This window comes from Pseudomonas tohonis (assembly GCF_012767755.2).
GTDB lineage: Bacteria > Pseudomonadota > Gammaproteobacteria > Pseudomonadales > Pseudomonadaceae > Metapseudomonas > Metapseudomonas tohonis.
Genome location: NZ_AP023189.1, coordinates 2,753,883 through 2,778,281, shown reverse-complemented (window position 1 = coordinate 2,778,281; position 24,399 = coordinate 2,753,883). Strand labels below are relative to the sequence as shown.

At 61.3% G+C, this 24,399-nt stretch carries 20 protein-coding genes; 13 read left to right on the top strand and 7 right to left on the bottom strand.

From position 1 onward, the window contains the following. Nucleotides 1–90: 90 nt before the first annotated feature. A complete protein-coding gene (locus tag HSX14_RS12755) occupies nt 91–567 on the top strand; it encodes a DUF488 domain-containing protein (RefSeq protein ID WP_173174432.1) in 477 nt (158 codons plus the stop codon). Here the strand turns inward: HSX14_RS12755 and HSX14_RS12750 are convergent. Further along, nucleotides 524–1,342, bottom strand: coding sequence for a DUF8758 domain-containing protein (locus HSX14_RS12750; protein ID WP_173174434.1), 819 nt, complete (start codon nt 1,340–1,342; stop codon nt 524–526). The two genes, HSX14_RS12755 and HSX14_RS12750, sit on opposite strands and share 44 nt — an antisense overlap. 227 nt (nt 1,343–1,569) lie before the next feature. On the opposite strand from HSX14_RS12750, the gene HSX14_RS12745 reads away from it, so the two are divergent. Continuing rightward, nucleotides 1,570–3,573, top strand: coding sequence for a peptidase U32 family protein (locus tag HSX14_RS12745; protein WP_173174436.1), 2,004 nt, complete (start codon nt 1,570–1,572; stop codon nt 3,571–3,573). 95 nt (nt 3,574–3,668) lie between these two features. On the opposite strand, the gene HSX14_RS12740 is transcribed toward HSX14_RS12745, so the two are convergent. Then, complete coding sequence (locus tag HSX14_RS12740) at nt 3,669–4,547, bottom strand: oxygenase MpaB family protein (protein ID WP_173174438.1); 879 nt, start codon at nt 4,545–4,547, stop codon at nt 3,669–3,671. A gap of 84 nt (nt 4,548–4,631) precedes the next feature. Here HSX14_RS12740 and HSX14_RS12735 point away from each other — a divergent pair, with 84 nt between their 5' ends. After that, nucleotides 4,632–5,240 (top strand): TetR/AcrR family transcriptional regulator, encoded by a 609-nt coding sequence (locus tag HSX14_RS12735; RefSeq protein WP_173174440.1) that lies wholly within the window; start codon nt 4,632–4,634, stop codon nt 5,238–5,240. Nucleotides 5,241–5,540: 300 nt separating this feature from the next. Here HSX14_RS12735 and HSX14_RS12730 read toward each other — a convergent pair whose 3' ends face one another. Beyond that, nucleotides 5,541–6,389: a CAP domain-containing protein gene (locus HSX14_RS12730; protein ID WP_173174442.1), complete on the bottom strand. Its 849-nt coding sequence runs from the start codon at nt 6,387–6,389 to the stop codon at nt 5,541–5,543. Between the two features lie 470 nt (nt 6,390–6,859). On the opposite strand from HSX14_RS12730, the gene HSX14_RS12725 reads away from it, so the two are divergent. Beyond that, nucleotides 6,860–7,357, top strand: coding sequence for a BRO-N domain-containing protein (locus HSX14_RS12725; protein ID WP_173174444.1), 498 nt, complete (start codon nt 6,860–6,862; stop codon nt 7,355–7,357). A 190-nt stretch (nt 7,358–7,547) separates the two neighbouring features. On the opposite strand, the gene HSX14_RS12720 is transcribed toward HSX14_RS12725, so the two are convergent. Then, nucleotides 7,548–9,851 carry a hypothetical protein gene (locus HSX14_RS12720; protein ID WP_173174446.1) on the bottom strand — a complete coding sequence of 768 codons (2,304 nt, stop codon included), beginning with the start codon at nt 9,849–9,851 and terminating at the stop codon, nt 7,548–7,550. Nucleotides 9,852–10,092: 241 nt separating this feature from the next. Then, nucleotides 10,093–10,560, bottom strand: coding sequence for a hypothetical protein (locus HSX14_RS12715; RefSeq protein WP_173174448.1), 468 nt, complete (start codon nt 10,558–10,560; stop codon nt 10,093–10,095). 213 nt (nt 10,561–10,773) lie between these two features. On the opposite strand from HSX14_RS12715, the gene HSX14_RS12710 reads away from it, so the two are divergent. Further along, nucleotides 10,774–11,760, top strand: coding sequence for a PDDEXK family nuclease (locus HSX14_RS12710; RefSeq protein WP_173174450.1), 987 nt, complete (start codon nt 10,774–10,776; stop codon nt 11,758–11,760). A 63-nt stretch (nt 11,761–11,823) separates the two neighbouring features. Here HSX14_RS12710 and HSX14_RS12705 read toward each other — a convergent pair whose 3' ends face one another. Further along, complete coding sequence (locus HSX14_RS12705; RefSeq protein WP_173174452.1) at nt 11,824–12,795, bottom strand: helix-turn-helix domain-containing protein; 972 nt, start codon at nt 12,793–12,795, stop codon at nt 11,824–11,826. Nucleotides 12,796–13,059: 264 nt separating this feature from the next. Between HSX14_RS12705 and HSX14_RS12700 the strand changes: the two genes are divergently transcribed. From HSX14_RS12700 to HSX14_RS12665, 8 genes are all read left to right on the top strand, one after another. Beyond that, nucleotides 13,060–13,593: a 2,4'-dihydroxyacetophenone dioxygenase family protein gene (locus HSX14_RS12700; protein ID WP_173174454.1), complete on the top strand. Its 534-nt coding sequence runs from the start codon at nt 13,060–13,062 to the stop codon at nt 13,591–13,593. 44 nt (nt 13,594–13,637) lie between these two features. Further along, nucleotides 13,638–14,909, top strand: a complete 1,272-nt coding sequence (locus HSX14_RS12695) for an MFS transporter (protein WP_173174456.1) — start codon at nt 13,638–13,640, stop codon at nt 14,907–14,909. Next, a complete protein-coding gene (locus HSX14_RS12690) occupies nt 14,909–15,967 on the top strand; it encodes a 2,3-butanediol dehydrogenase (RefSeq protein ID WP_173174458.1) in 1,059 nt (352 codons plus the stop codon). Before HSX14_RS12695 ends, HSX14_RS12690 begins: the two co-directional genes overlap by 1 nt. A gap of 3 nt (nt 15,968–15,970) precedes the next feature. Next, on the top strand, nt 15,971–16,708 hold the full coding sequence (locus HSX14_RS12685) for an SDR family NAD(P)-dependent oxidoreductase (protein ID WP_173174460.1): 738 nt from the start codon (nt 15,971–15,973) through the stop codon (nt 16,706–16,708). 103 nt (nt 16,709–16,811) lie between these two features. Continuing rightward, the gene (locus HSX14_RS12680; protein WP_173174462.1) at nt 16,812–18,107 is read left to right on the top strand and encodes a carbohydrate porin; all 1,296 of its coding nucleotides are present in this window, start codon (nt 16,812–16,814) and stop codon (nt 18,105–18,107) included. 17 nt (nt 18,108–18,124) lie between these two features. Then, on the top strand, nt 18,125–19,792 hold the full coding sequence (locus HSX14_RS12675; RefSeq protein ID WP_173174464.1) for a GMC family oxidoreductase: 1,668 nt from the start codon (nt 18,125–18,127) through the stop codon (nt 19,790–19,792). Between the two features lie 471 nt (nt 19,793–20,263). Further along, the gene (locus HSX14_RS12670; RefSeq protein ID WP_173174466.1) at nt 20,264–21,835 is read left to right on the top strand and encodes an alkaline phosphatase D family protein; all 1,572 of its coding nucleotides are present in this window, start codon (nt 20,264–20,266) and stop codon (nt 21,833–21,835) included. After that, nucleotides 21,835–23,112, top strand: a complete 1,278-nt coding sequence (locus HSX14_RS12665; protein WP_173174468.1) for a tetratricopeptide repeat protein — start codon at nt 21,835–21,837, stop codon at nt 23,110–23,112. The genes HSX14_RS12670 and HSX14_RS12665 overlap by 1 nt, the downstream gene beginning before the upstream one ends. A gap of 193 nt (nt 23,113–23,305) precedes the next feature. Here the strand turns inward: HSX14_RS12665 and HSX14_RS12660 are convergent, their stop codons facing one another. Next, nucleotides 23,306–24,370: a 2,3-butanediol dehydrogenase gene (locus HSX14_RS12660; RefSeq protein ID WP_228723618.1), complete on the bottom strand. Its 1,065-nt coding sequence runs from the start codon at nt 24,368–24,370 to the stop codon at nt 23,306–23,308. Nucleotides 24,371–24,399: the final 29 nt, after the last annotated feature.

Sequence of the window (24,399 nt, the reverse complement as noted above, 5' to 3'; positions counted from 1 at the left end):
CGCCCATCGTAGGCCAGCCCTGCCTCAAGGCTGCGGTGATATAGTCCGCCGCGATTTTGCGGCCAGGTCGGCACGGAAGCGGAGGACATCATGAATATCTACACAGCGGGTTATGAAGGCCTCTCCATCGACGCCTTCATCGCACGCCTGCAAGAAGCCGGGATCGACAAGGTCCTCGACGTTCGTGAATACCCCCTCTCGCGCAAGCCTGGCTTCTCCAAGAAAGCCTTCGCCGAATGCCTGGCAAAAGCAGGTATCGCCTACGAGCACGAGCCCGCCCTCGGCTGCCCCAAACCGGTACGCAAGCGCTACAAGGAAGACGGTGACTGGGCCGCCTACGAACGCGGCTTCAACGCCTACATCAAGACCCAGGATGAACGGCTCCATGGCTTGCTGGCCGACGCAGCCAGTGAGCGGATCTGCATGGTCTGCTACGAAGCGGACGCCCGGTTCTGCCACCGCAACCTGATCGCCCAGCGAGCCCACAGCCTGGACAGCGCCCTGCAGGCCGTTCACCTCCCCCTCAAAGCAACGGCAGTTGCAGACCTATTCCCGGCTGTAGCCTAGGCGGGTAGATCAGGCTGACGATCAGCCACTGGCCCGGGAAACGGTGCATGTTGCCCATCAGGAACATCAGGTCCTGGCGTGGCAGATCCCTTTCGAGCTTTTCCCTGAAGGGCACCTCCCAATCGGAACCATGACTGCGGCGCACCTTCCGGTACAACTCGCAGGCCTCCCAATCCGAAATCTTGTGGGTATGGCTGATCACCTGCCCATCGACCATGCATTCGTAGTCGTAGTAGAAGTCGAACGGCACCTTTTCCAGGCGCTTGATGCTGGCAACCTCGTCCTCATCGAACAGGCTGGCCTGGCGCTGCATCTGCTCCAACTTCTCCAACTCCTCGGCCGTCCACTGTTCGGTGCCTGCCTTGCGAATCTGCAGGCCGGTTATCCGAGCGGGCCTCAACAGCCCCAGCGTGACACCCAGATCCAACCGCGCCTGCTCCAGCGCCTCGAAGCTCTCATACACATGCAACTTTTCCAGTTGGCGCCTGCGTAGCAACCAATCACCGGCGGGCAGCGTTTCCTGTGGCCGAATGGTGTCCACGCCGATCTTGTGGCTCTCGGGGCGGTGGTCTTGAGTGCTCTTTTCGATACTGGCTTCGATCCATTGCCACTTGGCGAACTGCTGCTCCTGGCCAATGAGGCGGAACGGCACGGGGAACAAACGGATCAACGCGCCGTGCTCATCCATGCCAGCCACGCAGGAGGTCTCGGCATAAGTGGCACTGGGGCTGGGGTAGGTCTTGCAGAGAATGAGAATGCGGGCCTTTCGTCTCATGGGGGCAACTCCTTTTGTCCAGCCAACTACTCTAGACAGCGCCCCACGCGGGAACCAGGCGACACCGCCGCCGCTCCAGGCTCAGCTTTCCCATTACCGGGACAGGATTAGCAGCGCGAGCGCGCAGGCGTTTGCAGCCAACCCGCTATTCGTCGCCGAACCGGGTGCCTAGCGGGCATCGGACCGGTACAATTCGCGCCCTGCACCGTGCCGGAAGCCTTTTTGCCATGTCCCTACCCAAACACCACCTCGAACTGCTCAGCCCTGCCCGCGATGTGCACATCGCCCGCGAGGCCATCCTGCATGGGGCCGATGCCGTCTATATCGGCGGGCCGAGCTTCGGCGCGCGGCACAACGCCTGCAACGAGGTGGCCGATATCGCCCAACTGGTGGAGTTCGCCCGCCGCTTCCACGCCCGCGTGTTCGTCACCATCAACACCATCCTCCACGATGACGAGCTGGAGCCGGCGCGCACGCTGATCCACCAGCTGTACGACGCCGGCGTCGACGCGCTGATCGTCCAGGACATGGGCGTGATGGAACTGGACATCCCGCCGATCGAGCTGCACGCCAGCACCCAGACCGACATCCGCACCCTGGAGCGGGCCAAGTTCCTCGACCAGGCCGGCTTCTCCCAGCTGGTGCTGGCCCGCGAGCTGGACCTCAAGCAGATCCGCGCCATCGCCGACGAGACCGACGCCGCCATCGAATTCTTCATCCACGGTGCGCTGTGCGTGGCCTTCTCCGGCCAGTGCAACATCTCCCACGCCCAGACCGGCCGCAGCGCCAACCGGGGCGACTGCTCCCAGGCCTGCCGCCTGCCCTACACCCTGAAGGACGACCAGGGCCGCGTCGTCGCCTTCGAAAAACACCTGCTGTCGATGAAGGACAACAACCAGAGCGCCAACCTCAGCGCCCTGGTGGATGCCGGCGTGCGCTCCTTCAAGATCGAAGGGCGCTACAAGGACATGGGCTACGTGAAGAACATCACCGCCTACTACCGCCAGCGCCTGGACGGCATCCTCGAGAACCGCCCGGACCTCGCCCGCGCCTCCAGCGGTCGTACCGACCACTTCTTCGTGCCCGACCCGGACAAGACCTTCCACCGTGGCAGCACCGACTACTTCGTCACCGACCGCAAGATCGACATCGGCGCCTTCGACTCGCCCACCTTCACCGGCCTGCTAGTGGGGAACGTGGAGAAGGTCAACAAGCGCGACCTGCTGGTGGTGACCCAGGAGCCCCTGTCCAACGGCGACGGCCTCAACGTGCTGGTCAAGCGCGAGGTGGTGGGCTTCCGCGCCAACATCGCCGAGCCGAAAGGCGAGTTCGAGGAAGACGGCCAGAAGCGCTACCGCTACCGCGTCGAGCCCAACGAAATGCCCGAGGGGCTGTTCCGCCTGCGCCCCAACCACCCGCTCTCGCGCAACCTCGACCACAACTGGCAACAGGCCCTGCAGAAGACCTCTTCCGAGCGCCGCGTCGGCCTCTCCTGGGTCGCCAAGCTGCGTGAAGAGCGCCTGGAACTGACCGCCACCAGCGAGGAAGGCGTCAGCGCCAGCGTCGCCCTGGACGGCCCCTTCGGCGCCGCCAACAAGCCCGAACAGGCCCTCGAACAGCTGCACGACCTGCTCGGCCAGCTGGGCACCACGATGTACCACGCCGACGCCGTGGAGCTGGACGCGCCCCAGGCCTTCTTCATCCCCAACTCCCAGCTCAAGGCCCTGCGCCGCGAAGCCATCGAGGCGCTGACCGCAGCCCGCGTCGCCGCCCACCCGCGCGGTGGCCGCAAGCCCGTCGCCGTGCCGCCGCCGGTGTACCCGGAGGCGCACCTGTCGTTCCTCTACAACGTCTACAACCAGAAGGCGCGGGACTTCTACCACCGCTACGGCGTGCAACTGATCGACGCGGCCTACGAGGCCCACGAGGAAGCCGGCGAAGTGCCGGTGATGATCACCAAGCACTGCCTGCGCTTCTCCTTCAACCTCTGCCCCAAGCAGGCCAAGGGCGTGACCGGCGTGCGCACCAAGGTCGCACCGATGCAGCTGGTGCACGGCGATGAAGTGCTGACCCTGAAGTTCGACTGCAAGCCCTGCGAAATGCACGTCATCGGCAAGATGAAGGGCCACATCCTCGACCTGCCGCAACCTGGCAGCGCCGCGGCCCAGGTGGTCGGCCACATCAGCCCCGACGACCTGATGAAAACCATCCGCAACCGCGCACCGCACTAAGCCCCCGCCCAACCACGCCCCCGTAGCCCGGGCTTCCGCCCGGGGCGGGACGCACATAGAGCCCCCGAACTGAAGCCCGGGCTACGCCAGGCCCCTCAAGCCTGGCGGGCCTGGTGCGCTCCGCTGGCGGCCATCCGCGCACGCCGTATCGCCCTCCGCGCCCGGGGGAAATAGCCCCACTCCCCAGGCAACACACGCCAGACCAACCGCAGGAAACCGGCGAGCAAGCGCAACCGGCGCTGGTCCCACGCCGTCCACCGCAGCCCCAGCCGCTCCCGCAGCACGGGCGGCAAGGTGCCCCGCGCCACCCAGCGCACGCCGCCCACCAGCAGGGGTTGCAGGCACCACCACAACGGGCCGCGCATCCAGGGATAGGGCGCCGGCAGGCGTGCGGTCGGGCCGAAGTACCAGATGGTGATCTCCGTCGCCTGGAGGCGCTGCTCCAGCATCTGCTGCCAGTACACCCGGAATGCGGCGTAGCTCGCCGGCACCTGCCCCATCGGCAATCCATAGAGTGCATACCAGTGGACGGATTCCTGGTAGAGGCGCTCGCATTGCCCTTCGTCCAGGGGCGTACCGAGCCATTGCTGCACAGCGATCTGCGCCTCGAAGAAGGTGGCGTGGGCCCAATAGAACAGCTCGGGGCTGAGGGCGTGGTAGGGGCGCCCCTGCCCGTCCTGCCCCTTGATATCGCGATGGAAGGCACGCACCTGCAAGGCGGTGCCGGCCGCCTGGGCGCCGTCGTAGACCACGCCCAGGATGGGCGGGATGGAGCGCAGCAAACGGTTCCAGGGGTTGGCGAACAGGTCGGAGTGCTGCAGCACGCCGGCCGCCAGGCCCGGGTGCATGTTCTGCAGGATGCCCGTGCGCCCGATCAGCAGCAGGCCGCGCAGGTCGCCGAAGTAGCGCCAGGTGAGTGAGTCCGGCCCCAGCGGACTCGGCTGGGCGGGTTGAGCGGGTTCAAATGCGTGCATGGAAGCGGCTCCGGCAGGTGCTTGGAAACGCCCTCACGCTAATGCGACTATCCGCTCGCATTCAATTCGCGTCCGGAGCCCGCCATGCGCAAGCAGCCTCGCCAACAACGCTCGCAACAGATGGTCGCCGACCTGGTGGAAGCCTGCGCCCTGGTCATCGCCCGCGACGGCCTGGCCCGCCTGAGCACCAACCTCATCGCCGCCGAGGCCGGGGTCAGTGTCGGTTCGCTCTACCAGTACTTCGCCAGCAAGGAAGCCCTGGTCGAGGCCCTGCTCGACCGCATGAGCCAGGAGCTGGCCGGCGTGATCCGCGACAACGCCACCACCTTGCTGGCGGACGACGTACACGCCGCCGTGGAGCGCCTGCTGCAGGCGGTATTCGCATTCATCGACCGCAACGCCAGCCTGCACCTCGAACTGGCGCGCCACTGGCAGGACTTGCGCACCTTGAAGGTGGTCGACGAGATGGAACAGCACCTGTTCGACTTCTGCCGCCTCTACCTGCTGCGCCACCTGCGGGAAATCCCCATCGACAACCCGCTGCCCACGCTCTACGTCGTCATCAACAGCGCGCTGATGACCATCATCCGCTTCATGAGCCACCCCCATCCGCCGCTCACGCGCAGCGAACTGATCGGCGCCTTGAGCGACATGTTCGCGGCCTATATGGCAAGCCTGGCCAAGGCGAAGTAAGGGCGACAGGCCTTCGTTCGAACGCGGAAAACCACGTCCTCAGGGCGTGGTCATGAGCCATCGGCTCCGTCCGTGACAATCCAAACTAAGAACTCGGCAGGATGAACTCGCCCCGTAGGGTGTGCCGTGCGCACCTCCGCACGGTGCTCCCGGCGGCCCCCTCCCAGCCGCACCATCCCGTAGCCCGGGCTTCAGCCCGGGAATCGATGCGCACAAAGCCCCCGGACTGAAGTCCGGGCTACGTCCCGGCAGGCCATCGAAAGCCGCTTTCAACGCCGCGATGGCCACGCAGCTAGGTTTTTACGGAGCGCCCAACAACAGCGTCCAATAAACCCCACCCGCCTTCGCCGCCGCCGACTGGGCGCCGCCCAGGTCGGTGAACAGCGGACTCATCAGGCGCGAACACTCCTCGGGGCTGGCCAGCCAGCCCTGCACCGCGCTAGCCGCCGAGCCCATCCCGGCGGCGATGCTTTCCGCCACCCGCGTGCCCGTATAGCCCGCACTGCGCGCCCGATCCGCCGGCGCACTGCCGTCGGTGCCCTGATGGGCGAAGAAACCGTTGAGCGCCATCGACTGGCTGTGCGAGGTCGCCGCCGCAGCCAGCGCCTGGTTCCATGTCAGCGGCGGTGCCGAGGCGAAAGGCTCGCCCCCGCAGAGGCGAGGCTGCGCGCGCGCCGCGTTCACCTGCTCCAGCAGCGCCGACACCGGCGACGGCCCGCCGGTCACAGCCGCGCTATGCAACGGCCGGGCGAAGGTCACCCGCCACACCGGCCCCGCCTGGCTCACGCCTACATCGACGAACTGCGGGTTCAACAGCACATCGCAATAACCCTGCATCGCCGCGAACGCCGCCTGGGCATTGGCCGGGCCGGAAAGGCGGATGGTGCGCACATCGCCAATGCGGTAACCGGATTGCCCCAGCGCCGCGCGCCAGGCCTCGCCGTTCTCGGTCGGCAGCACCAGGCGCGGGTCGTTGGTCAGCGGCGTAAGCGCAACGGTGGGCTGGTTGCCGCAGTTCTGCGGCTGGGCGCGGTAGGCGTTGATGGCATCCACCAACATGGCCTCCTCGCCAGCGGAAGCAGCGGTGGCGAGCAGCAGGCCGAGCAGGAAGGTGAAGGCGCGGATGGGCAAGGCAGCAAGTGGGCGCATGGTTCGAACCTCATATAAAGGAAGTCGGGCAACCACGGCGCCAGCCCGGGTGCCACGGCACCCGGGGTTCGCAAGCCCGTGAAGGTTGGAACCGCAACGGCGGCGCCGAGTTCAGCGGCGCCCGAAGGGGGTGGCGCAGCCAACGCATGCAACCACCCCGCCCCCTTGCCCTCGGGCTCGCCCGTCCCTATCCTGCGCCGGTCACGGTCAATCCCGTGGCCGGGTTTGACAGCCCGTAAGAACATTGGCGCGAATGCGCCGCGAGGTGCATGCGAAAAACGGCGAATGTTTTTTGCAGGCATCAGCACGCATGCAGGTTTTCATAACTGCTCTGCTCTATGGCAGGTCGCGCGGGGAGGTCCTCGTGGCCTGCCGGTTCCAATGTTGCCGGTCTGTCAACCCCGCGCGGCTTGCCGCCCTTGAATGACAGCGTGGGTGGCAAGTCTTCAATTCAACATTGGAGCAACGCCATGCATGACGCATATACCCCCATCACCTTCCAACGCCACTGCCATCAACTGCGCGCCGTTATGATCGACAACCGACCCTGGTTCGTCGCCCTCGACTTCGCCTTGATGATCGCCGCCGCCCGGCCGTATCGGCTAACCAAGCGCCTATACCCGCACCAGTTCCGCTTCGCCTACCTGCGCTACAGCACAGGCCTTTGCGAAGAAGTGGAACTGATCAGCGAAGCCGGCCTCTACCGCGCCCTCTACCGCTTCGGCCACCCCGAGCATTGCGCCCTCAGCCAGTGGCTCAGCGACGAAGTGATCCCCACCCTCCACGACTACCATCGCGACCCGCAAGCCAGTCCGCGACGCATTCTGATGACCTGGGCCAACCAGCGCATCGCCGCGCTGCACTGGCAAAGCGAAACCTGGATCGCCCGCCAGGACCTGCCGCGCTTCATGGCCGCGCACGATGACCCGCGGCTGGGGGATGGGCCGAGTTGGAAGCGGTTTTTCTAGAGAGGTGGAAATGGAAACGCCGCATGGGAGTGCGGCGTTTTTAGTTTCGAAGATATCGCCACCACCCTGCCCCACTATCTATCAAGGCACCCGGCGTCCCAACAGTAGCCCGACCATCTCCACAGAACGCAGCTTATCCTCGTAGCTGCTGCGCGACAGGTGGATCACCGCATCCATAGTTAGACTTCGGTTACTGGGCGGTGAAATATATCTTAGCCGTTACATCAGCCAGGTCTTTCGGAGAGTGAATATACCCATCGATCCCGTATTGTTCTTTGACGCGATCAAGTAGACCATAAGGTTCCAATTCCCTAGCGGTCAACAGTATCACACGATGCCGATACGGCGTGTTCAAGGTGCGAGCCATCTCAACTTCTTCTGCTGTGAATGGTGCCAACTTAACGAAAAGCACATATGCGTCGAATCGATGCTCAGGAAAAGCATCTGCGACTCGACGCATGTTATTCACATCCCTCTGAAATTCCTCAGGATTAATCGGCCCCTGATCCTTGCACTCTGCAAGAATCACTGATGAGCGCTTGCTATTGTGCTCACTCATCAGCCACACGAAGTCAACCTCGCAATTTGGTAGCCCTGAATTTTCTGCAGCTCTTAAATCTAATGAAGTGGAATAGGTGCTCCGGCGAAAACTACCCTGAAATGTTGTATCTAACTGCTGCAAGGTAAGCGCCACTGGCACTGCACCTTGAGCATTTCTTTCCGACCCCATCAAACCTGACCGCCGGAAAGCCCATTTACTATCGAGTAGTTGTCGCGTTGCATCGTAGCCACTTCCACACAACTCACACGACGCTCTTTGCCTTAACTCGTCCAGCGCAGTCCAACTCGCCATTCCGCATTTATGGCATTCTAGGTTTACTCCCATACGGAATAGCCCTTTCTCAACCATATAATTGAAAACCTCGCCCGGGGTTAGCTTAACTCCGGGCGGACGGGGCCGGAGATACAGATTGAGATGCTCAGCGATAGTCGCACTTTGCCCCGGAATTTTGTCTGCAATAATTTGATTTGCTGTCTGAGCGCTGAACGTGTCACGCGGCCCGTATGTCTTAAGCAACTTTCTAACACCAGGAACCTTGAAAACTCGAGCACCCTGCAAACCACTTAGCTGCGTAATTATTTGCCGAACAATACGACCACTACTGCTAAGACCGCTATTAAAACCTGCCAGGGAGAATATTTCCCGCATCGTACTGCTAGTTGGCGTCGCGATTAAGAACTTATCATGATCAGCAGCACCAACCACCACCCCTAATCGCTCAGACTCCACACGTAACTGACGATAGTCGAAAAGCATAGCGCGCGAGTAAAACCCATTGAGTTCCGGAACATAAGGCACATCAAAAGTATATTGATCATCGCCATAGAGCCCTCCGACAAAAGAAAGTGACGCAACTAAATGCTGAGTATGAAACTGAACATCATCATCAAACGGCTTGTTAGCCAAGGCGAAGCTAACACGAGGGATACCCTGTGATTCACCCATTACACCTAGAGTTGATATCTCGGCTAGATACATTGTGGGTGGAATTACTGTCCCACCAGTCCAGAAACTATCCCTAACCAGGCATCGATCGCATGGTAATCCCTTAAAAATTCGCTCCTCTTCGTCGACTTCCTTTCTTGACCAAATACCTAAACGCCGGTCCCATTCATGGCTCCGATGCTCTACTGAGCGCTGGAGTATCTTTGTCCACTCTGGAATTAGCTCAGAGTAGCGATCCTGCGCAGCCAGATCGACGAACCACAATGGAATATCGCATGCTCGAAGGTTCCAAAAGCAAACCAAATCATCCGAATCATTAGCATCACCGACAAAAAAGCCAGGGCAATCCCAGCCTGCAACTATTGAATAGTGACGATCTATGCCGAACACACCGATAGACGCTAAGCTAGGGTGCTCCAAGACAGCCGAGGGAATCGGGTCAGTTGACTTCAATTCATTTGAAACTGGCTCTAACTCATCGAAAACCATTTCCGCGTAATTAACACCTATTTCTTCAGGACTCGGATAGGCACCAAGCTGCATAAGAAAAACATCTGCTAGCGGATCATCTAGCTGCCAATTGCAAGCCCACAATCTTGCATCCTGAAAATTCTTCCACTCTGATTTTCCATACCAATATGAAATAGCATTTGAGATATCTAGAATATTTGAAAAACTCCTCCATTTTTCCTGCTTAACAAAGACAGACTCACCAAAAAATGGGTTAACTAAGTGGGGAAATTTACCTGGAAAATCCTTAACTTCCTGACTATCACCCAAAGGCAAAATCAGATCAACACGAAACAATTCAACTTGCTGGCGCGCCTCCTCTTCGCGATCAACAATTAAAATTGGATTGAATCTCCCACCCCATAAAGAGTGAGAATATTTCACAGCTTGCCGTATTGCTTCCATGTCACCTTCGCGCACTGCCCAACCGATACGAAGTGGCCGGTAACAGACGTTGACTCGCATTGTATTTGTCATATGAACCTCCTTGTTAAACCACCTATATTGGTTTGATGGCAGACTAAACTCACCAACAATCGCTATGAAATTCCCCGATGAGACAAACTACCATTGATACAATTTGCGCCCAGCTTTCCGCCTCGGATTTGGACGGTAGGAGCCGCTTACGAAATCCCTCCATCAGCAAAAGGGCTAAGAGGCTTGGTCTGATCGCCTGATAGGCGAGGTGACTTAGTGGCAAATCGGCTCCTCTGGAAAGCTAACCATCCATTCCGATAGTTTTAAGCCCCAAACGCACTCCCATGCCCAGCACCTCCGTTGTAATGGTACGCATCAACTCTTTAGCACCACCTTTTGACGCTGCGGCCAATTGCTCGCCCAAGGGCTCACGCTTAGTAAGGGTCTTTGGTATTGCATTAAGCACCTCCAACCCCTTCGCGGTCAGTCGTGCCTCAGCGAAGAAGTGTCTATCGTAGTCGGGTTTCTTCGCTGTAATGTAACCCGCCTGGATCAGCCATGTGACGCTGTGCTTAAATAGTATTTCTTCCGCTGATTGCGGCTCTACGCCCAGCGTCTCTCCCAATTCCGGACTGTACTCACCACCTTCGTGCTCCTCAATACCAAACAGTTTTGGTCGGAGTGTTATTGGCAAGGGGAACGACTCGTACAGACAGGCAAACACCTGCCCTGTAATCTCATTGAAGCGCTCAATGTTCTTAGCAACCATGTGTCATCCTTATGGAAAAGGTTTGGCGAATCATAAACGGGCAGGACATTAGCTGAGTCGTCAGCCGACGGCACAACAAACAAAAGATAATTTATCGTAACCTCGCATTAAAAGCACTGGCTATTGCTTAGGCCATCAAAGCCCTCATGAAGCACAACGTCGATTTATCAGCTATTGTTCTTCAACCCCCACTGGTCTAGTCTCGGAGCGCAAATGAAATGGAAGAGCAGGAATCTCAGAGAGCTCGCCCACATTATTTGTGGCGACACCGAGCACTTTCGGTATCGCTCAAGCAGCTACATCACCGAGTTCTTTCAAGACTGTGACTTGGACTACGCCCATGACGGCTCAACCCGATGGGCGTGGGTTGCAAGCAGACTGGAGGAAGTGCTGTCACTACCACACCCCAGTCCTTCGGTTCCCCCTGATGCTTTCATCCGGATAATCCGCGCTACTCTCGACAAGGCCGACGCGCAAGACGGTGACCTGGACAGGAGCAAAGCACTTACCGCAATAAATACGGTACTGACTCGTGAAGGTTGGGAGGCGTTCTATGACGAGCAAGGTATCGGCCAGCTTCGCCACACTGCCACGAACACCATTGTGCAGATGGCGAACCCTCATCGTCCGTTAACTCCAGCAGAGGTGAAGCGCCGAGAGCAGCTCACTGCATACCTCGAAACGTGCTCCGAAGATGAGTTGATCGAGGAAGTGCTGCTGCCGCTATTCCGTCAGCTTGGTTTTCATCGCATCACGGCAGCGGGCCACAAAGACAAAGCCTTAGAATACGGCAAGGACGTTTGGATGAAGTACACCCTGCCGACCCTCCATATCCTCTATTTCGGTATACAAGCAAAGAAGGGCAAGCTGGATTCGGCAGGTGTCGGCAAGGCTGGCTCTGCAAATATCGCTGAGATTCACAATCAGGTAAACATGATGCTCGGGCACGAGATTTTCGATCCTGAACTGAATCGACGAGTGCTTGTTGACCACGCATTCATCGTCGCCGGCGGTGAAATAACAAAGCAGGCAAGGAATTGGCTAGGCAACAAATTGGATGCCACAAAGCGCTCTCAAATCATGTTTATAGACAGGGAGGACATCCTAAACCTGTTCATTGTCACAAACCTGCAGTTACCAAAGAGTGCTCTGCCTCCCAAGAAGGTTGTAGATCCCTTCGACGACGACATACCGTTCTGACGAATCGGCGCACTACGGAGCTGAATAAACTCCGGCCTTTGACTTCAATCGGAAGCAGTTAAGCTAGCGTTCCCCCACCTCCCCCCTCACCTCACTCGGCGTCCTCCCATACCTCGCCTTGAAGCTCCGCGCGAAATGCGCCTGGCTCGAATAGCCGTGCCGGTAGGCCACCTCGCTGATATCCAGGCCGCTAGCCTGCGGGCTGCTGAGCAGGCGGTGGGCGAGTTCGAGGCGGCGGTCGGCGATGTAGCGGCTGGGTGAGCCGCCTTCCTGGGCGAACAGGCGGGTGAGGTGGCGCACGGAGATGCCGATGCCCTGGGCGACGCGTTCGCAGCTGAGGGCCGGGTCGCCGAGTTGTTCGGCAATGAGGCGTTTGGCGGCGAGCAGGTAGGAGGCGCTGAGGGCGCTGACGCGGTGCTCGCCGGTTTGCCCGGCGATGATGCTGGAGAGCAGCTCCAGCACGTCGCCTTCGAAGTGCTCGGCTTCGCGGTTGGCGGGGCGGTCGAAGAAGCCCTGGGTGCGCTCGCAGAGGGTGCGGGTGAGCAGGCGTTGCAGGCGGGTTTCCGCGCCGACCTTGAGCGGGCCGTCGAGGCGGCCCAGGCAGCGTTCGCCGAACAGCGCCTGGGGGATGTCGAAGATGAACTGGCGCATGGCGCCGGAGAAGCCGAACAGGTAGGGCTTGTCGGTGCGGTAGATGATCATCTCCCCCGGCTCCAGCAGGGTGCAGCCTTCGCCCTGGTAGAAGAACGAGCGGCTTTCCTGCACCAGGGAGACGAACACCGATTCCTTGGGCACGGAGCGGATCATCGAGCAGTCGCGCTCCACCACGTGCTCGTTGCCGCGCACCAGGGCGAGGCTCATGGCGCCCAGTTCGAGGTTGGTCTGCGAGGCGGCCAGGCCGCCGTCGGCGTAGGAGGAGCATTTGAGGCCGACGAGGATGGAGGCGTTGTACTGCTCCCAGAACCGCAGGCGTTGTTCGACCGGGATGTCGCAGGTACTGGCTCGCCGGGTCTCGAGCAAGGCGGATGTAGTCATTCTTATTGTTCTCGTGTTCGCCGCATTTCGAACCCCCGGGCCAAACATCGGCAGTTCCCGGGGACCGGGCGTCGCGCGCATCCGCTATGGGGATGGGCGACGCCCGGTCATTAACATCTGAACGCTGCCCGTCGTCAATCGCCCTCCGCCCCGCTGCCCGCCCCCTGTCCGAAAAGCGCAAACAACAGGGCCGAGGCGATCAAACCCGCTGTCGCGGCGCCCTCTAGAGTCGGCCCCAGTCCATAACAACAACGAGACTGGAACATGGCCGAGCCTGCCCGCAACGAATTCTGGAAAGACCTGCAAGCCATCCCCAACTGCTTCAAGCCCGACGCCAAGCCCGAGGTGTACCTGCCCAACGCGGCGACCGACGACCTGAGCCTCTACGTGCCCTTCACCGAGACCGTGTCTTCGCGCCCGCTGTGGATCTCGCCAAGCGAGAACCGCTGGTGCGACATCCTCATGGCCAGCAGCGCCGGCCTGGTGAACCGCCACTACCACCCCCACGAAGTCTTCGCCTACACCCTCTCCGGCAAGTGGGGTTACCTGGAGCACGACTGGACCGCCACCGCCGGCGATTTCGTCTACGAGACGCCCGGCGAAGGCCACACCCTGGTGACCTATGAGCACGAGGAGCCCATGCGCGCCTTCTTCATCGTCAAGGGCCCGCTGATCTGGCTCGACGAACACGGCGAGCCGGACGGCTACTTCGATGTGCACTCCTACATCGCCATGTGCCGCGAGCACTACGAGAAGATCGGCCTCGGCGCCGCCTACATCGATTCCCTGTTCCGCTGACCCCTTGCCCGGGGCGCCCGCACGGCGCCCCGGAGGAGAACGACATGGCGCCTGCAACCTCCAACGCCCGGTATGAAAACGTCCTGCTCGGGGTGCTCTTCCTCACCTTCGGCTTCGTGTTCTTCGACCGCCTGGCTTTGTCCTTCCTGTTTCCCTTCATGGCCGAGGAACTGCAGCTCGGCAACCGCCACCTCGGCATGCTGTCGTCGGTGCTGGCCCTGGCCTGGGCGGTGTCCGGGGCCCTGGTGGGCCTGTGGTCCGACCGCAACGGCATCCGCAAGCCGCTGCTGATCGCGGCGGTGATCCTCTTCTCGCTGTGCTCGGCGCTGTCCGGGCTGGTGGGGGGCTTCCTCAGCCTGCTGCTGTTCAGGGGCGTGATGGGGCTGGCCGAAGGGCCGATCCTGCCGCTCTCGCAATCCCTGATGGTGGAGGCCTCCTCGCCGCACCGGCGCGGCCTCAACATGGGCCTGCTGCAGGGCTCGGCCGCCGGCCTGCTGGGCGCGGTGATCGGCCCACCGGTGCTGATCGGCCTGGCCGAGGCCTTCGGCTGGCGGCATGCCTTCGTCATCTCGCTGCTGCCCGGGCTGCTGATCGCCTGGCTGATCTGGCGCTACGTGCGCCCCGACGACAGGTCGCGCAGGCCCAGCGCCAGCGCAGCCGATAACGGCGTCGGGCTCGGCGGCCGCCTGGCCCTGCTGAAGAGCCGCAACATCCTGCTGTGCACCCTGATCAGCTGCGTGTTCCTCACCTGGTTCATCGTGCTGATCTCCTTCACCCCCACCTTCCTGGTCAGCCAGCGCGGCTACAGCCCGGCGAGCATGGGCGGGATCATGAGCTGCCTGGGCGTGGCCTGGGTGTTCTGGGGCTTCGCCGTGGCGGCGATTTCCGACCGCATCGGCCGGCGCCCGACCCTGGTGCTGTTCTCCCTGGTGGCCGCCTGCTGCCCGCTGGCCCTGCTCTATGCGCCCACGCCCTTCACGCTCGGCGCGGCGATGCTGCTGACCTACACGGGCCTGGGCTGCTTCACCCTGTTCATGGCCACCATCCCGGCGGAGACGGTGCCGCGCAGCGTCATCGCCACCGCGCTGGGGATGATCATGGGCATCGGCGAGCTGGTCGGCGGCTTCATCGCGCCGACCATCGCCGGCTTCGCCGCCGACCGCTACGGCCTCTCCATCGTGATGTGGATGAGCTGCGGCGGCGCCCTGCTGGCCGCCCTGCTCTCGCTCTTCCTCAAGGAAACCGCGCCCACGGTGCTGGCCCGCAAGGCCGGCCGCCCCCTCACGGACACCGCCAACCTGCAAGGACAACCCTGATGAACGCATTGCGCTGGCATGGCGCCCGGGACCTGCGCCTGAGCGAACTCGACGCCACCCCGCCCGGCCCCGGCGAGGTGGAAATCCAGGTGGCCTATTGCGGCATCTGCGGCAGCGACCTGCACGAATACCAGGACGGCCCGCACTCCATCCCCCAGCAGCAGCCGCACCCGATTTCCGGCTGCCGCGCACCGCTGACCCTGGGCCACGAATTCAGTGGCGTGGTGCGTGCGCTCGGTGTCGGCGTGGAGGGCTTCGAGCCCGGCGACCGGGTGGCGGTGGAGCCCATCTACCGCTGTGGTGATTGCCGCCACTGCCGCGCGGGCCAGTACAACCTGTGCAGCTCCATGGGCTTTATCGGCCTGATGGGTGACGGTGGTTTCGCCGAGCGCGCCCGGGTGCCGGCCTACATGCTGCACCGCCTGCCCACCGGGGTGAGCTTGCGTCAGGCCGCCGTGCTGGAGCCGGCCGCCGTGGCCCTGCATGCCTTGCGCCAGAGCAGCCTGCAGCCCGGTGACAGCTGCGCGGTGTTCGGTCTCGGCCCCATCGGCTTGCTGCTGATCACCCTGGCCCGGCTACGTGGCGTCTCGCGCATCATCGCGGTGGATGTTGCCCCGGAGCGCCTGGTGCGGGCCCTGGAGTTCGGCGCCGAGCAGGTGCTCGATGCCCGCGCGGTGGACGTGGTGCAGCAGCTGCAAGACGGCGGTGGCGTGGATTGCGCCTTCGAGGCCGCCGGCAGCCAGGCGACCTTGGATGCGGCCCTGCAGAGCCTGCGCAAGGGCGGCGAAGCGGTGCTGGTGGGCCTGATGGGCGAGGCGCGCTTCGACGCCTTCCACCTGGTCAATAACGAGCTGCGCATCACCAGCAGCGTCGGCTACCGCGACGTCTACCCCGAGCTGATCGCCCTGCTGGACAGCGGCCACCTCGATCTCGGCCGCGCGGTGACCCGCTGCGTGCCGCTGGAACGCGCCGTCAGCGATGGCTTCGAAGCCCTGCTGGCCGACAAGGCGCAGATCAAGGTGCTGGTCAATCCCAACCCCGAACTGGCGGAGGCCTGAACCATGCAGCACGCAACCACCTTCAACCCCACGCTGTTCCGGGATCGGCAGGTGCTGGTCACCGGTGGCACTTCCGGCATCGGTGCGGCCATCGCCCTGCAGTTCGCCGAGCTGGGCGCCTCGGTGCTGGCCGCCGGCCTCGACGCGGGCGGCACGCTGACACCGCGCCACCCGCTGATCCGCCCGCTGGAACTGGACGTGAGCGACGCCGCCGCGCTGGCGGCGGCCTTCCAGGGCCTGGGCCGGCTGGATGTGCTGGTCAATTGCGCGGGCATCAGCCGCGACCGCGAGGAATACCAGCCGGCGAGCTTCGAGCGCGTCCTGCAGGTCAACCTCGTAGCCGCCATGGGCGCCAGCCAGTGCGCCCGCGAACTGCTGGCCCGGCAATGCGGCAGCATCATCAACATCGCCTCGATGTTCAGCACCTTCGGCTCGGCCGACCGCCCGGCCTACAGCGCCAGCAAGGGCGCCATCGTGCAACTGAGCAAGTCGCTGGCCATCGAGTACGCGGCCCTCGGCATCCGCGTCAACGCCATCGCCCCGGGCTGGATCGACACGCCCCTGGGCGCCGGGCTCAAGGCCGATGCCGCCGCCACCCGGCGGATCATGCAGCGCACGCCATTGGAGCGCTGGGGCGAGCCCGCCGAGGTGGCCGCTGCCGTGGCCTTCCTCTGCAGCCCGGCGGCCAGCTTCATCACCGGCGCCGTGCTCGCCGTGGATGGCGGCTACCTCTGCACCTGAGCCCCTGACCGACAGATCCACACACCCCATCCGGGACCCGCGCCCCGGACGGGACCCTGCTGCCCAACGAACGGCAAACAACAACAAGAAAGGACCGCTCACCATGACCCGCACCACCGCACTCGCCACCCTGCTGCTGAGCCTGCCCACCCTGCCCTGCCTCGCCGAAGACGCCCCCGGCCCGCTGGCGGAGCTGGGCAGCCAGCTCGCCGAACACGGCATCAAGACCCACGCGGTATTCCTCAGCCTGGCGCTGAAGAACCTCGACACCGGCCCGCGCCCGCACAGCTTCGGCAACAGCGGCGACCTGTTCCTCGGCGCCGACCTGGACCTGGGCAAGATGACCGGGCTGGATGGCGCCGCCCTGCACATCGAGCAGACCCAGTTCATCCTCGACCGCAACACCGGCCAGCCCACGTCGCGCAACTGGCAGGGCGCCGTCGGCAGCTACTTCGGCGGCGCACCGATCCATAACGACATCGGCGCCAGCCAGCTGAGCCTGCTCACCTGGGAGCAACAGTGGCGCGACGGCAACCTGGAAACCCACCTGGGCCGCACCAACGCGCGCCGCTATTTCCTCATCTACAACTGCGAGAGCCAGGTCACCTGCAACGACCCGGTGATCGACGCCTCCACCGGCGTCCTGCCGCCGCCCTACGGCGCCTGGGGCGGCTACATGAAGTACCGCCTGAGCCCGGACGTCTACCTGCACGCCGGGGCCTTCGAATCCAACCCGGTGGACTACCTGAAGAAACGCCACGGGCTGGACTTCAGTACCACCGACGCCAGCGGCACCAGCCTGCTCTACGGCATCGGCCGCCGCGAAGGCGTCGAACGCAACCCCTACAGCTCCCACTACGAGCTCAACGGCTACCACAACACCTCCAGGCAGACCGACCCGCTCACCGGCGCCAGTGAGCACGGCAGCAGCGGCGCCTTCTTCAAGTTCCAGCAGACGGTATGGCGCGCCGACGGTGGCCAGGGCGGTGCGCCCCAGGCCGCGCAGTTGTTCGGCTCGCTGTCGGCGGCTGCCGATGACAAGCAGCCCTTCCGCCACTTCGCCGAGGCCGGCATCAGTTGGCTCGCCCCCTTCGAACGCCCGCAGGATAGGCTCAACCTCAAGGCCAGCTACCTGCGCCTCAACCCGCACCAGCTGGAGTTCCAGCGCCAGAGCCGCATCGCCGCCGGTGGCGACCCGAGCCGGGGCTCGAAGGATGTCTACGCGCTGGAAGGCAACGGCCACTTCGCCCTCACCCGCCACCTCGCCCTGGAACCGAGCGTCCAGTACGTCTTCAACCCGGACAACTACTACAACCCCGGCGCCACCGAGATCAGTGGCGACGGCTTCGTCGTCGCCCTGCAACTGACCCTCGACGTCGGCTCGCTGCTGGGCCTGTGAACCACAAGGAATCCGCCATGACCTCACCCCGTCGCTTCGACTACATCATCGTCGGCGCCGGCTCGGCCGGCTGCGTGCTGGCCAACCGGCTCTCCGCCGACCCGAGCGTTTCGGTCTGCCTGATCGAAGCCGGCCCCAGCGACCGCAGCCTGTTCCCGGGCGGCTACATCCGTACCCCGGCGGGCATCATCCGCCTGATCGCCAACCCGAAATGGAACTGGATGCACCGCTTCAGCCACGCGACAGGCAACGGCGAAGTGGAGGTGCCCTGCCCGCGCGGCCGCGTCTGGGGCGGCTCCAGCGCCATCAACGGGATGATCTACATCCGTGGCCACCGCCACGACTACGACCAGTGGGCCGCCCAAGGCAACCGGGGCTGGAGCTATAACGAGGTGCTGCCCTACTTCCGCCGCTCGGAGCACTTCGAACCCGGCCCCTCGCCCTGGCACGGCCAGGGCGGGGAACTCAACGTCGCCGAACTGCGCAGCCCCAGCGCCGTGAACGCAGTGTTCTACCAGGCGGGCGAGCAACTCGGCTGGCGCTACAACGCCGACTTCAACGGCAGTGATCAGGAAGGCATCGGCCCCTTCCACGTCACCCAGATCAACGGCGAACGCTGCAGCGCCGCACGGGCCTTCCTCCACCCGGCGCTGATGCGCCCCAACCTTGAGGTACTCAGCAGCGCCCTCACCCACCGCGTACTGCTGCAAGGCAACCGCGCGGTGGGCGTGGAAGTGGAACAGGGCCAGGAGCGGCTGCAGCTGTTCGCCGACCGCGAGGTGATCCTCAGCGCCGGCAGCATCAACTCGCCGCAACTCTTGATGCTCTCCGGCATCGGCCCGGCGGCGGAGCTGGCACGCCACGGCATCGCCCTGCGCCACGAACTGCCCGGCGTGGGCCAGAACCTGCAGGACCACCAGGACGTGGTGCTGATGTACCGCAGCGACGCCCAGCTGGGCTACGGCCTCTCCCCGCGCGGGCTCTGGCCGCTGCTGCGCTCGCCCTGGCAATACCTGGCCGGCCGGCGTGGCCCGCTCACCTCCAACACCGTGGAAGCGGGCGGCTTCCTGCGCCTCGACCCCAGCGCCCCGACGCCGGAGCTGGGCCTGATCGTCGCCCCGGCGTTGAAGAACCAGCCGCAGCGGCTGATCCCCTTCGGCCACGGCATCAGCCTGCACGTGGCGGTGATGCACCCGCAAAGCCGGGGCGAAGTGCGCTTGAACTCGGCGGACCCGCGCGACAGACCGCACCTGGCCGCCAACTTCCTCAGCCACCCGGACGACCTGCGCAAACTGGTGGACGGCGTACGCCTGCTGCGCCGCCTGGCCGATACCGCCGCCTTCCGCCGCCACCTCAAGGGCGAACTGGTCCCGGGCCGCGACATCGACAGCCAGGCGCAGATCGAGCAATGGGTCCGCCACAACCTCGGCACGGTGTTCCACCCCGTCGGCACCTGCAAGATGGGCCACGACCCGCTCGCCGTGGTCGACGACCAGCTGCGCGTGCACGGCATCGACGCCCTGCGCGTGGTCGACGCCTCGATCATGCCGACCCTGATCACCGGCAACACCAACGCCCCGGCGATGATGATCGCGGAGAAGGCGGCGGAGATGATCCTGGGTGCGCAGCGCAACATGCCGCGCTCGGAGCCCAATGCCGCCATCCAGCCCGCGCTGACCCCGTAAGGCACGTGCCATGTAGGGGCGACTTCAGTCGCCATGCAGGCCGCAGGTCTGCCACTCGGTATCACAGGGGGATGCTGCGCATCCCTTGGGCGACTGAAGTCGCCCCTACACCGCTACGTCGTTAGCCGGCGCCCTTCGTGTGCCCCCACGCAGGCAAAGCGAAACCCGGATCGGACGGCAAGGCCTGCCACGTCGTATGTCCGCGCGCGGTGATCCGCTGCTTGGGGACGGGCCGAGCTGGGAACGGTTTCTAGACCGTTGAAAATAGAAACGCCGCATGGGAGTGCGGCGTTACTGATGGGAATGGCGGCTATCGGCCAATAGCCCCGCTCGGATGTGCCTACAACACCAAGGGCGATTCATAGCGCTGTTAGCCGAAGTACCAGCGCATCGCAGAAAACTGTCTATCTTTGAGAGGGAGCCCGCGAATAGTGGCGCTTGGCTATCCAGTCATGTCAAGGAGGACTGCTCATGTATGAACTCCCCTTCGGCCCTATCCTGAGTTTTCGAGGGATAAATGATCGCAAATATTTGGTTTCCGCACTGTTGCTAAGAGCGCTTGGCAATGAAGAGCCAAAATATGCTTGTGGAAAGTGCAAGGCCTCCTCATCCCTGATTGCGCAAGTGCCGCTCAGCTCCCCTACGATGGACGTATGGCGATTGGATATTGAGGTGCTTCAGGAAGAAGTAGAGCTCTGTGTCGAATATATATTTGATGGGATTTCGGGATGTTTCTACGTTCCACCATCAGGTCAAGCCCCTCGAATTGCGTATGCATCGTGCTCTGGGGTTTCGGATGCAAAATACGTAAGCCTTGGAGCACAATACGCAGAGAGATGGAGCAATCTCGCGGAGTCACACAATCGATCAAAATATCATCTATTAATTTTAGGTGGCGACCAAATTTATAGCGACGAGATGCTTAAGACCAAAGGCACGCCGCTGAATGACTGGTACGAAAAGTTCTCATGGAGCCGAGATGATGAGAAATGGACTGCCGATATGGAAGCACAAGCAGATAATTTCTTCGCGCGCGTATACCCTAGATATTGGTCTCGACCTGAAATTCTTCAGGTACTTAGATTAGTGCCAACCTTAATGATGTGGGATGACCACGACATAATGGATGGCTGGGGCTCATACCCTCAGAAACTACATGAAAGCCCAGTTCACCAAAGTTTATTTAGCATTGCGGAGCGATACTTCAGAATATATCAACAGCAGATAGGCCCAAAAGAAAAAAGGCCTGGGGCCATTACTGAAGCAGGTTACTCATTCGCGTTCAGTGACCTAGGAAATCTAGCTATTGTAGTTCCGGATCTCCGATCAGAGCGTGCCCCTGACATTAAGGCCGGCAATAAAATAAAGCCGACGCAGGTAATGTCCCAGGAGAGCATAAAGCAGATGTTCGACTGGATTAGAAGCTTAACAACAAAGCGGCACGCACATCTTCTATTTGTCTCTAGCGTCCCAGTGTCCTTTGTTAGCTTAGCACTGCTTGAGAATTTAGTCGGGTGGATTCCAGGAGAGATTGGCCCGGAAGATGATTTTCGTGATCACTGGAGGCACGCCCCCCACAAGGATGAGCGCAAGCAAATTATTAATGGACTTCTAGATTTCTCAACTGAAAGCAGTTGTAAGGCCACTATCGTTTCAGGTGACGTCCACGTGGCAGCTGCAAGCATTATCCGATCAACAAACCCGAAACATGGCAATCGTGGGGCCGAAGTTATTTACCAACTGATTTCGACTGGAATTGTACATCCTCCACTAGATCCATTTGCCATCAGCTGCCTTGAAGCTATTACGAGTAACAGTGAGAAGATTGACGCTGGCTTAGTGGCCGAGATGCTACCTATTGCACATAGCGGAAAATGTCTCATTGCAAGCAGGAACTGGCTTTCCATAGAGCCCGACGACAAAGAAGACTTGCGCGCCAGGCTTTGGGTGAGTTGGCATGTCGAAGGATATCCACACCCAATTAAAAAATTAATTGACCCCGTCCGTCCAGAGAGACCGCAAAGTAATCAGGGAGATAATTGATGGACTTTCAAATATTAATACAAGGTTTGGGCTCGGCAGCATCGAATCCATTAGCTTTCGGAGCCTATATCGTTGTTGCTCTCGTCTGGGCGTTCATTTCATATCAAAAACTATACCTCTCAAGTATTGAGAAGCGTATTAGCCTCCTCCCAGAGAAAGATAAAATTGTCGCATTAATTCAAGAAGGATTAAAGCCAAAGGATGGACTGACCGCAAAAGAATACCTCATTTACACTACTCGAAGGTATTACTTTCTCGGCTTTCTCGCCATCATGGCCGTTGCTATGTTATTGACAGCTCTTGGTTTCCAGAGATACATGGAGCTTGACAAACTTAAAGTTGAAGGCCGGGCTATAAATGCAGCGTACGAAGCCTTTCGTCGCGGAACCTCAGAAGCTGACGACAGCAACTTCAAGGTGTCTGTTGGCAGGCTGGAAGAGTCACTTAAGCTAAATCCAACAGCCGCAGGATACTCGAATTTATCTGACATTTATGATGAAATTGGCGAGCCAGATAAAGCCATAAGCGCCAGCCATATTGCTCTTAAATTAGATGAAACAAATCCAACAGCCGACAATACCCTTGGCCTTCTATATAAAGATAAAAAAAACTTCAAGCTTGCCGAATCGCATTTGAAAAGCGCTCTTGTCAAATTCAACAATCTTGGCATTCGAGATGACGATTTTCTTGCCTCGGTCCTAGGAAACCTGGGAAATGTTTATTATGAGATGGCTGAGGCAGAAACAATAAAAGAAGAAAAAATTAGATTAGCGAGAATAGCGCTGGATAGTTATTACTCTCCTGCGCTGGAGCTAAAAGGAAGCATCCAGAGAAAAAGCTTTGTCGCAGTTCTGCTTGGAAATTCCGCCAACTGTCACCGACTGCTAGAGGAGTACGCAACGGCAGAATCTCAGATGTTTGAGTCGATATCATTAAAGGAAAAAATATTGCGCGGATCTCCAGACTCTACCGCCTTAGGTATTGGCTACCTTAACCTGGCAGACATTTATACCAAGCAAGACAGGTTATCTGACGCAGAAAGGTACGTGGGCAAAAGCGATGCGATCTTCAAGTCCTCCAATTACATCATTGGCCTGGGCAGTGCTGAACTATTAATGGCCGAAATCAATAAAAAAAAGGGGGATATACACCTCGCAAGAAATCACGCCCAATCTGCGAGATCCATTTTCGCGGCATCAGGCCTTGATCTATACACTCGAAAAGCAGAACTTCTCCTAGCCAGTATTGACTCATTAAACGGACAAAGTATTAAGTAATTAAAAACTCCATATGAGTTCTTTAGATTGATGTTCTAATCGCACTGAATCGCTCCGGCTCCCCTAGACACTTGATGACTGCTTATGGCCGAAACCTGACCTCCAATAGACTCACCCCACCACTCCCATCCCCCACAAAAAAACCCCGGCCTGGCGCCGGGGTCAGGCCGCAGTTCGCGGCCACAGTCGGGACTTATGCCGCGCGCGGGGAGACGATGATCTTCACGTTGTGTTCCTTGTTGTGCACCAGCTCTTCGAAGCCCTTTTCGACGATCTGCTCCAGTTCGATGCGGCCGGTGACGAGGGGCGTGATGTCGAGGCGGCCGTCGGCGATGAAGGCGATGACGTCGGCGAATTCGCCGTTGTAGGCCAGGGCGCCGAGGACCTGTTTCTCGGTGGCCACCAGTTCGAAGAAGTTGAACGAGCTGGGCTCTTCGAAGATGCCCACCAGCACGCAGGTGCCGGCCTTGCGGATGGCGTCGATGGCGAGCTTGGCGGTGTGCTTGTTGCCGATGCATTCGAAGCTGACGTCGGCGCCCAGGCCCTGGGTGAGCGCACGGATTTCCGCGAGCACGTCGCATTCGTTCGGGTCCAGCACGTGGCTGGCGCCCACTTCGCGGGCCTTGGCCTTGCGCGCGCTGGACATCTCCAGGGCGATGACCTGGGCGGCGCCGGCGGCCTTGGCGCACATGATGGTGCACAGGCCGATGGTGCCCGCCCCCACGACCACCACGTTGCGCCCGAGCAGGCTGCCGGTCTTCTTCACCGCGTGCATGCCCACGGCCAGCGGTTCGATGAGGGCGCCGGCCTCGGCGGGGAAGCCGGCTGGGAGCTTGTACAGCAGGTTGGCGGGGACGTTGACCCATTCGGCGAAGGCGCCGTTGTTCATCAGCCCGGTGAAGGCGAGGTTCTCGCAGATGTTGTAGAGGCCGTGGCGGCAGTAGTAGCAGGTGCCGCAGTGCTGGCAGGCGTCGGCGGCGACCACTTCGCCCAGAGCGAAGCCCTGCACGCCGTCGCCGAGCTTGACGATCTCGCCGCAGAACTCGTGGCCGAGGATGCACTGGCCCTTGATGCCGGTGAGCGGGTGCGGCGCTTCCACGGGGATGAACACGGGGCCGGCGACGTACTCGTGCAGGTCGGAGCCGCAGATGCCGCACCAGTGCACGCGGATCTGCACCCAGCCGGGGGCCGGGTCGCCGGGCAGGGGCACGTCTTCCACGCGGATGTCGTTGCGGCCGTGCCACACCGCGGCACGCATGCTGTTGGGGAGGATGCTCATGGGGTTCT

Excerpts from the sequence above, each read along its gene's own strand:
- HSX14_RS12660 (WP_228723618.1), bottom strand. The coding sequence starts at position 24,370 with ATGCGTGCCGCGGTGTGGCACGGCCGCAACGACATCCGCGTGGAAGAC.
- HSX14_RS12690 (WP_173174458.1), top strand. The coding sequence starts at position 14,909 with ATGAACGCATTGCGCTGGCATGGCGCCCGGGACCTGCGCCTGAGCGAA.
- HSX14_RS12735 (WP_173174440.1), top strand. The coding sequence starts at position 4,632 with ATGCGCAAGCAGCCTCGCCAACAACGCTCGCAACAGATGGTCGCCGAC.
- HSX14_RS12675 (WP_173174464.1), top strand. The coding sequence starts at position 18,125 with ATGACCTCACCCCGTCGCTTCGACTACATCATCGTCGGCGCCGGCTCG.
- HSX14_RS12710 (WP_173174450.1), top strand. The coding sequence starts at position 10,774 with ATGAAATGGAAGAGCAGGAATCTCAGAGAGCTCGCCCACATTATTTGT.
- HSX14_RS12705 (WP_173174452.1), bottom strand. The coding sequence starts at position 12,795 with ATGACTACATCCGCCTTGCTCGAGACCCGGCGAGCCAGTACCTGCGAC.
- HSX14_RS12700 (WP_173174454.1), top strand. The coding sequence starts at position 13,060 with ATGGCCGAGCCTGCCCGCAACGAATTCTGGAAAGACCTGCAAGCCATC.
- HSX14_RS12750 (WP_173174434.1), bottom strand. The coding sequence starts at position 1,342 with ATGAGACGAAAGGCCCGCATTCTCATTCTCTGCAAGACCTACCCCAGC.
- HSX14_RS12730 (WP_173174442.1), bottom strand. The coding sequence starts at position 6,389 with ATGCGCCCACTTGCTGCCTTGCCCATCCGCGCCTTCACCTTCCTGCTC.
- HSX14_RS12665 (WP_173174468.1), top strand. The coding sequence starts at position 21,835 with ATGGACTTTCAAATATTAATACAAGGTTTGGGCTCGGCAGCATCGAAT.
- HSX14_RS12740 (WP_173174438.1), bottom strand. The coding sequence starts at position 4,547 with ATGCACGCATTTGAACCCGCTCAACCCGCCCAGCCGAGTCCGCTGGGG.
- HSX14_RS12715 (WP_173174448.1), bottom strand. The coding sequence starts at position 10,560 with ATGGTTGCTAAGAACATTGAGCGCTTCAATGAGATTACAGGGCAGGTG.
- HSX14_RS12745 (WP_173174436.1), top strand. The coding sequence starts at position 1,570 with ATGTCCCTACCCAAACACCACCTCGAACTGCTCAGCCCTGCCCGCGAT.
- HSX14_RS12685 (WP_173174460.1), top strand. The coding sequence starts at position 15,971 with ATGCAGCACGCAACCACCTTCAACCCCACGCTGTTCCGGGATCGGCAG.
- HSX14_RS12725 (WP_173174444.1), top strand. The coding sequence starts at position 6,860 with ATGCATGACGCATATACCCCCATCACCTTCCAACGCCACTGCCATCAA.
- HSX14_RS12755 (WP_173174432.1), top strand. The coding sequence starts at position 91 with ATGAATATCTACACAGCGGGTTATGAAGGCCTCTCCATCGACGCCTTC.
- HSX14_RS12680 (WP_173174462.1), top strand. The coding sequence starts at position 16,812 with ATGACCCGCACCACCGCACTCGCCACCCTGCTGCTGAGCCTGCCCACC.
- HSX14_RS12695 (WP_173174456.1), top strand. The coding sequence starts at position 13,638 with ATGGCGCCTGCAACCTCCAACGCCCGGTATGAAAACGTCCTGCTCGGG.
- HSX14_RS12670 (WP_173174466.1), top strand. The coding sequence starts at position 20,264 with ATGTATGAACTCCCCTTCGGCCCTATCCTGAGTTTTCGAGGGATAAAT.
- HSX14_RS12720 (WP_173174446.1), bottom strand. The coding sequence starts at position 9,851 with ATGACAAATACAATGCGAGTCAACGTCTGTTACCGGCCACTTCGTATC.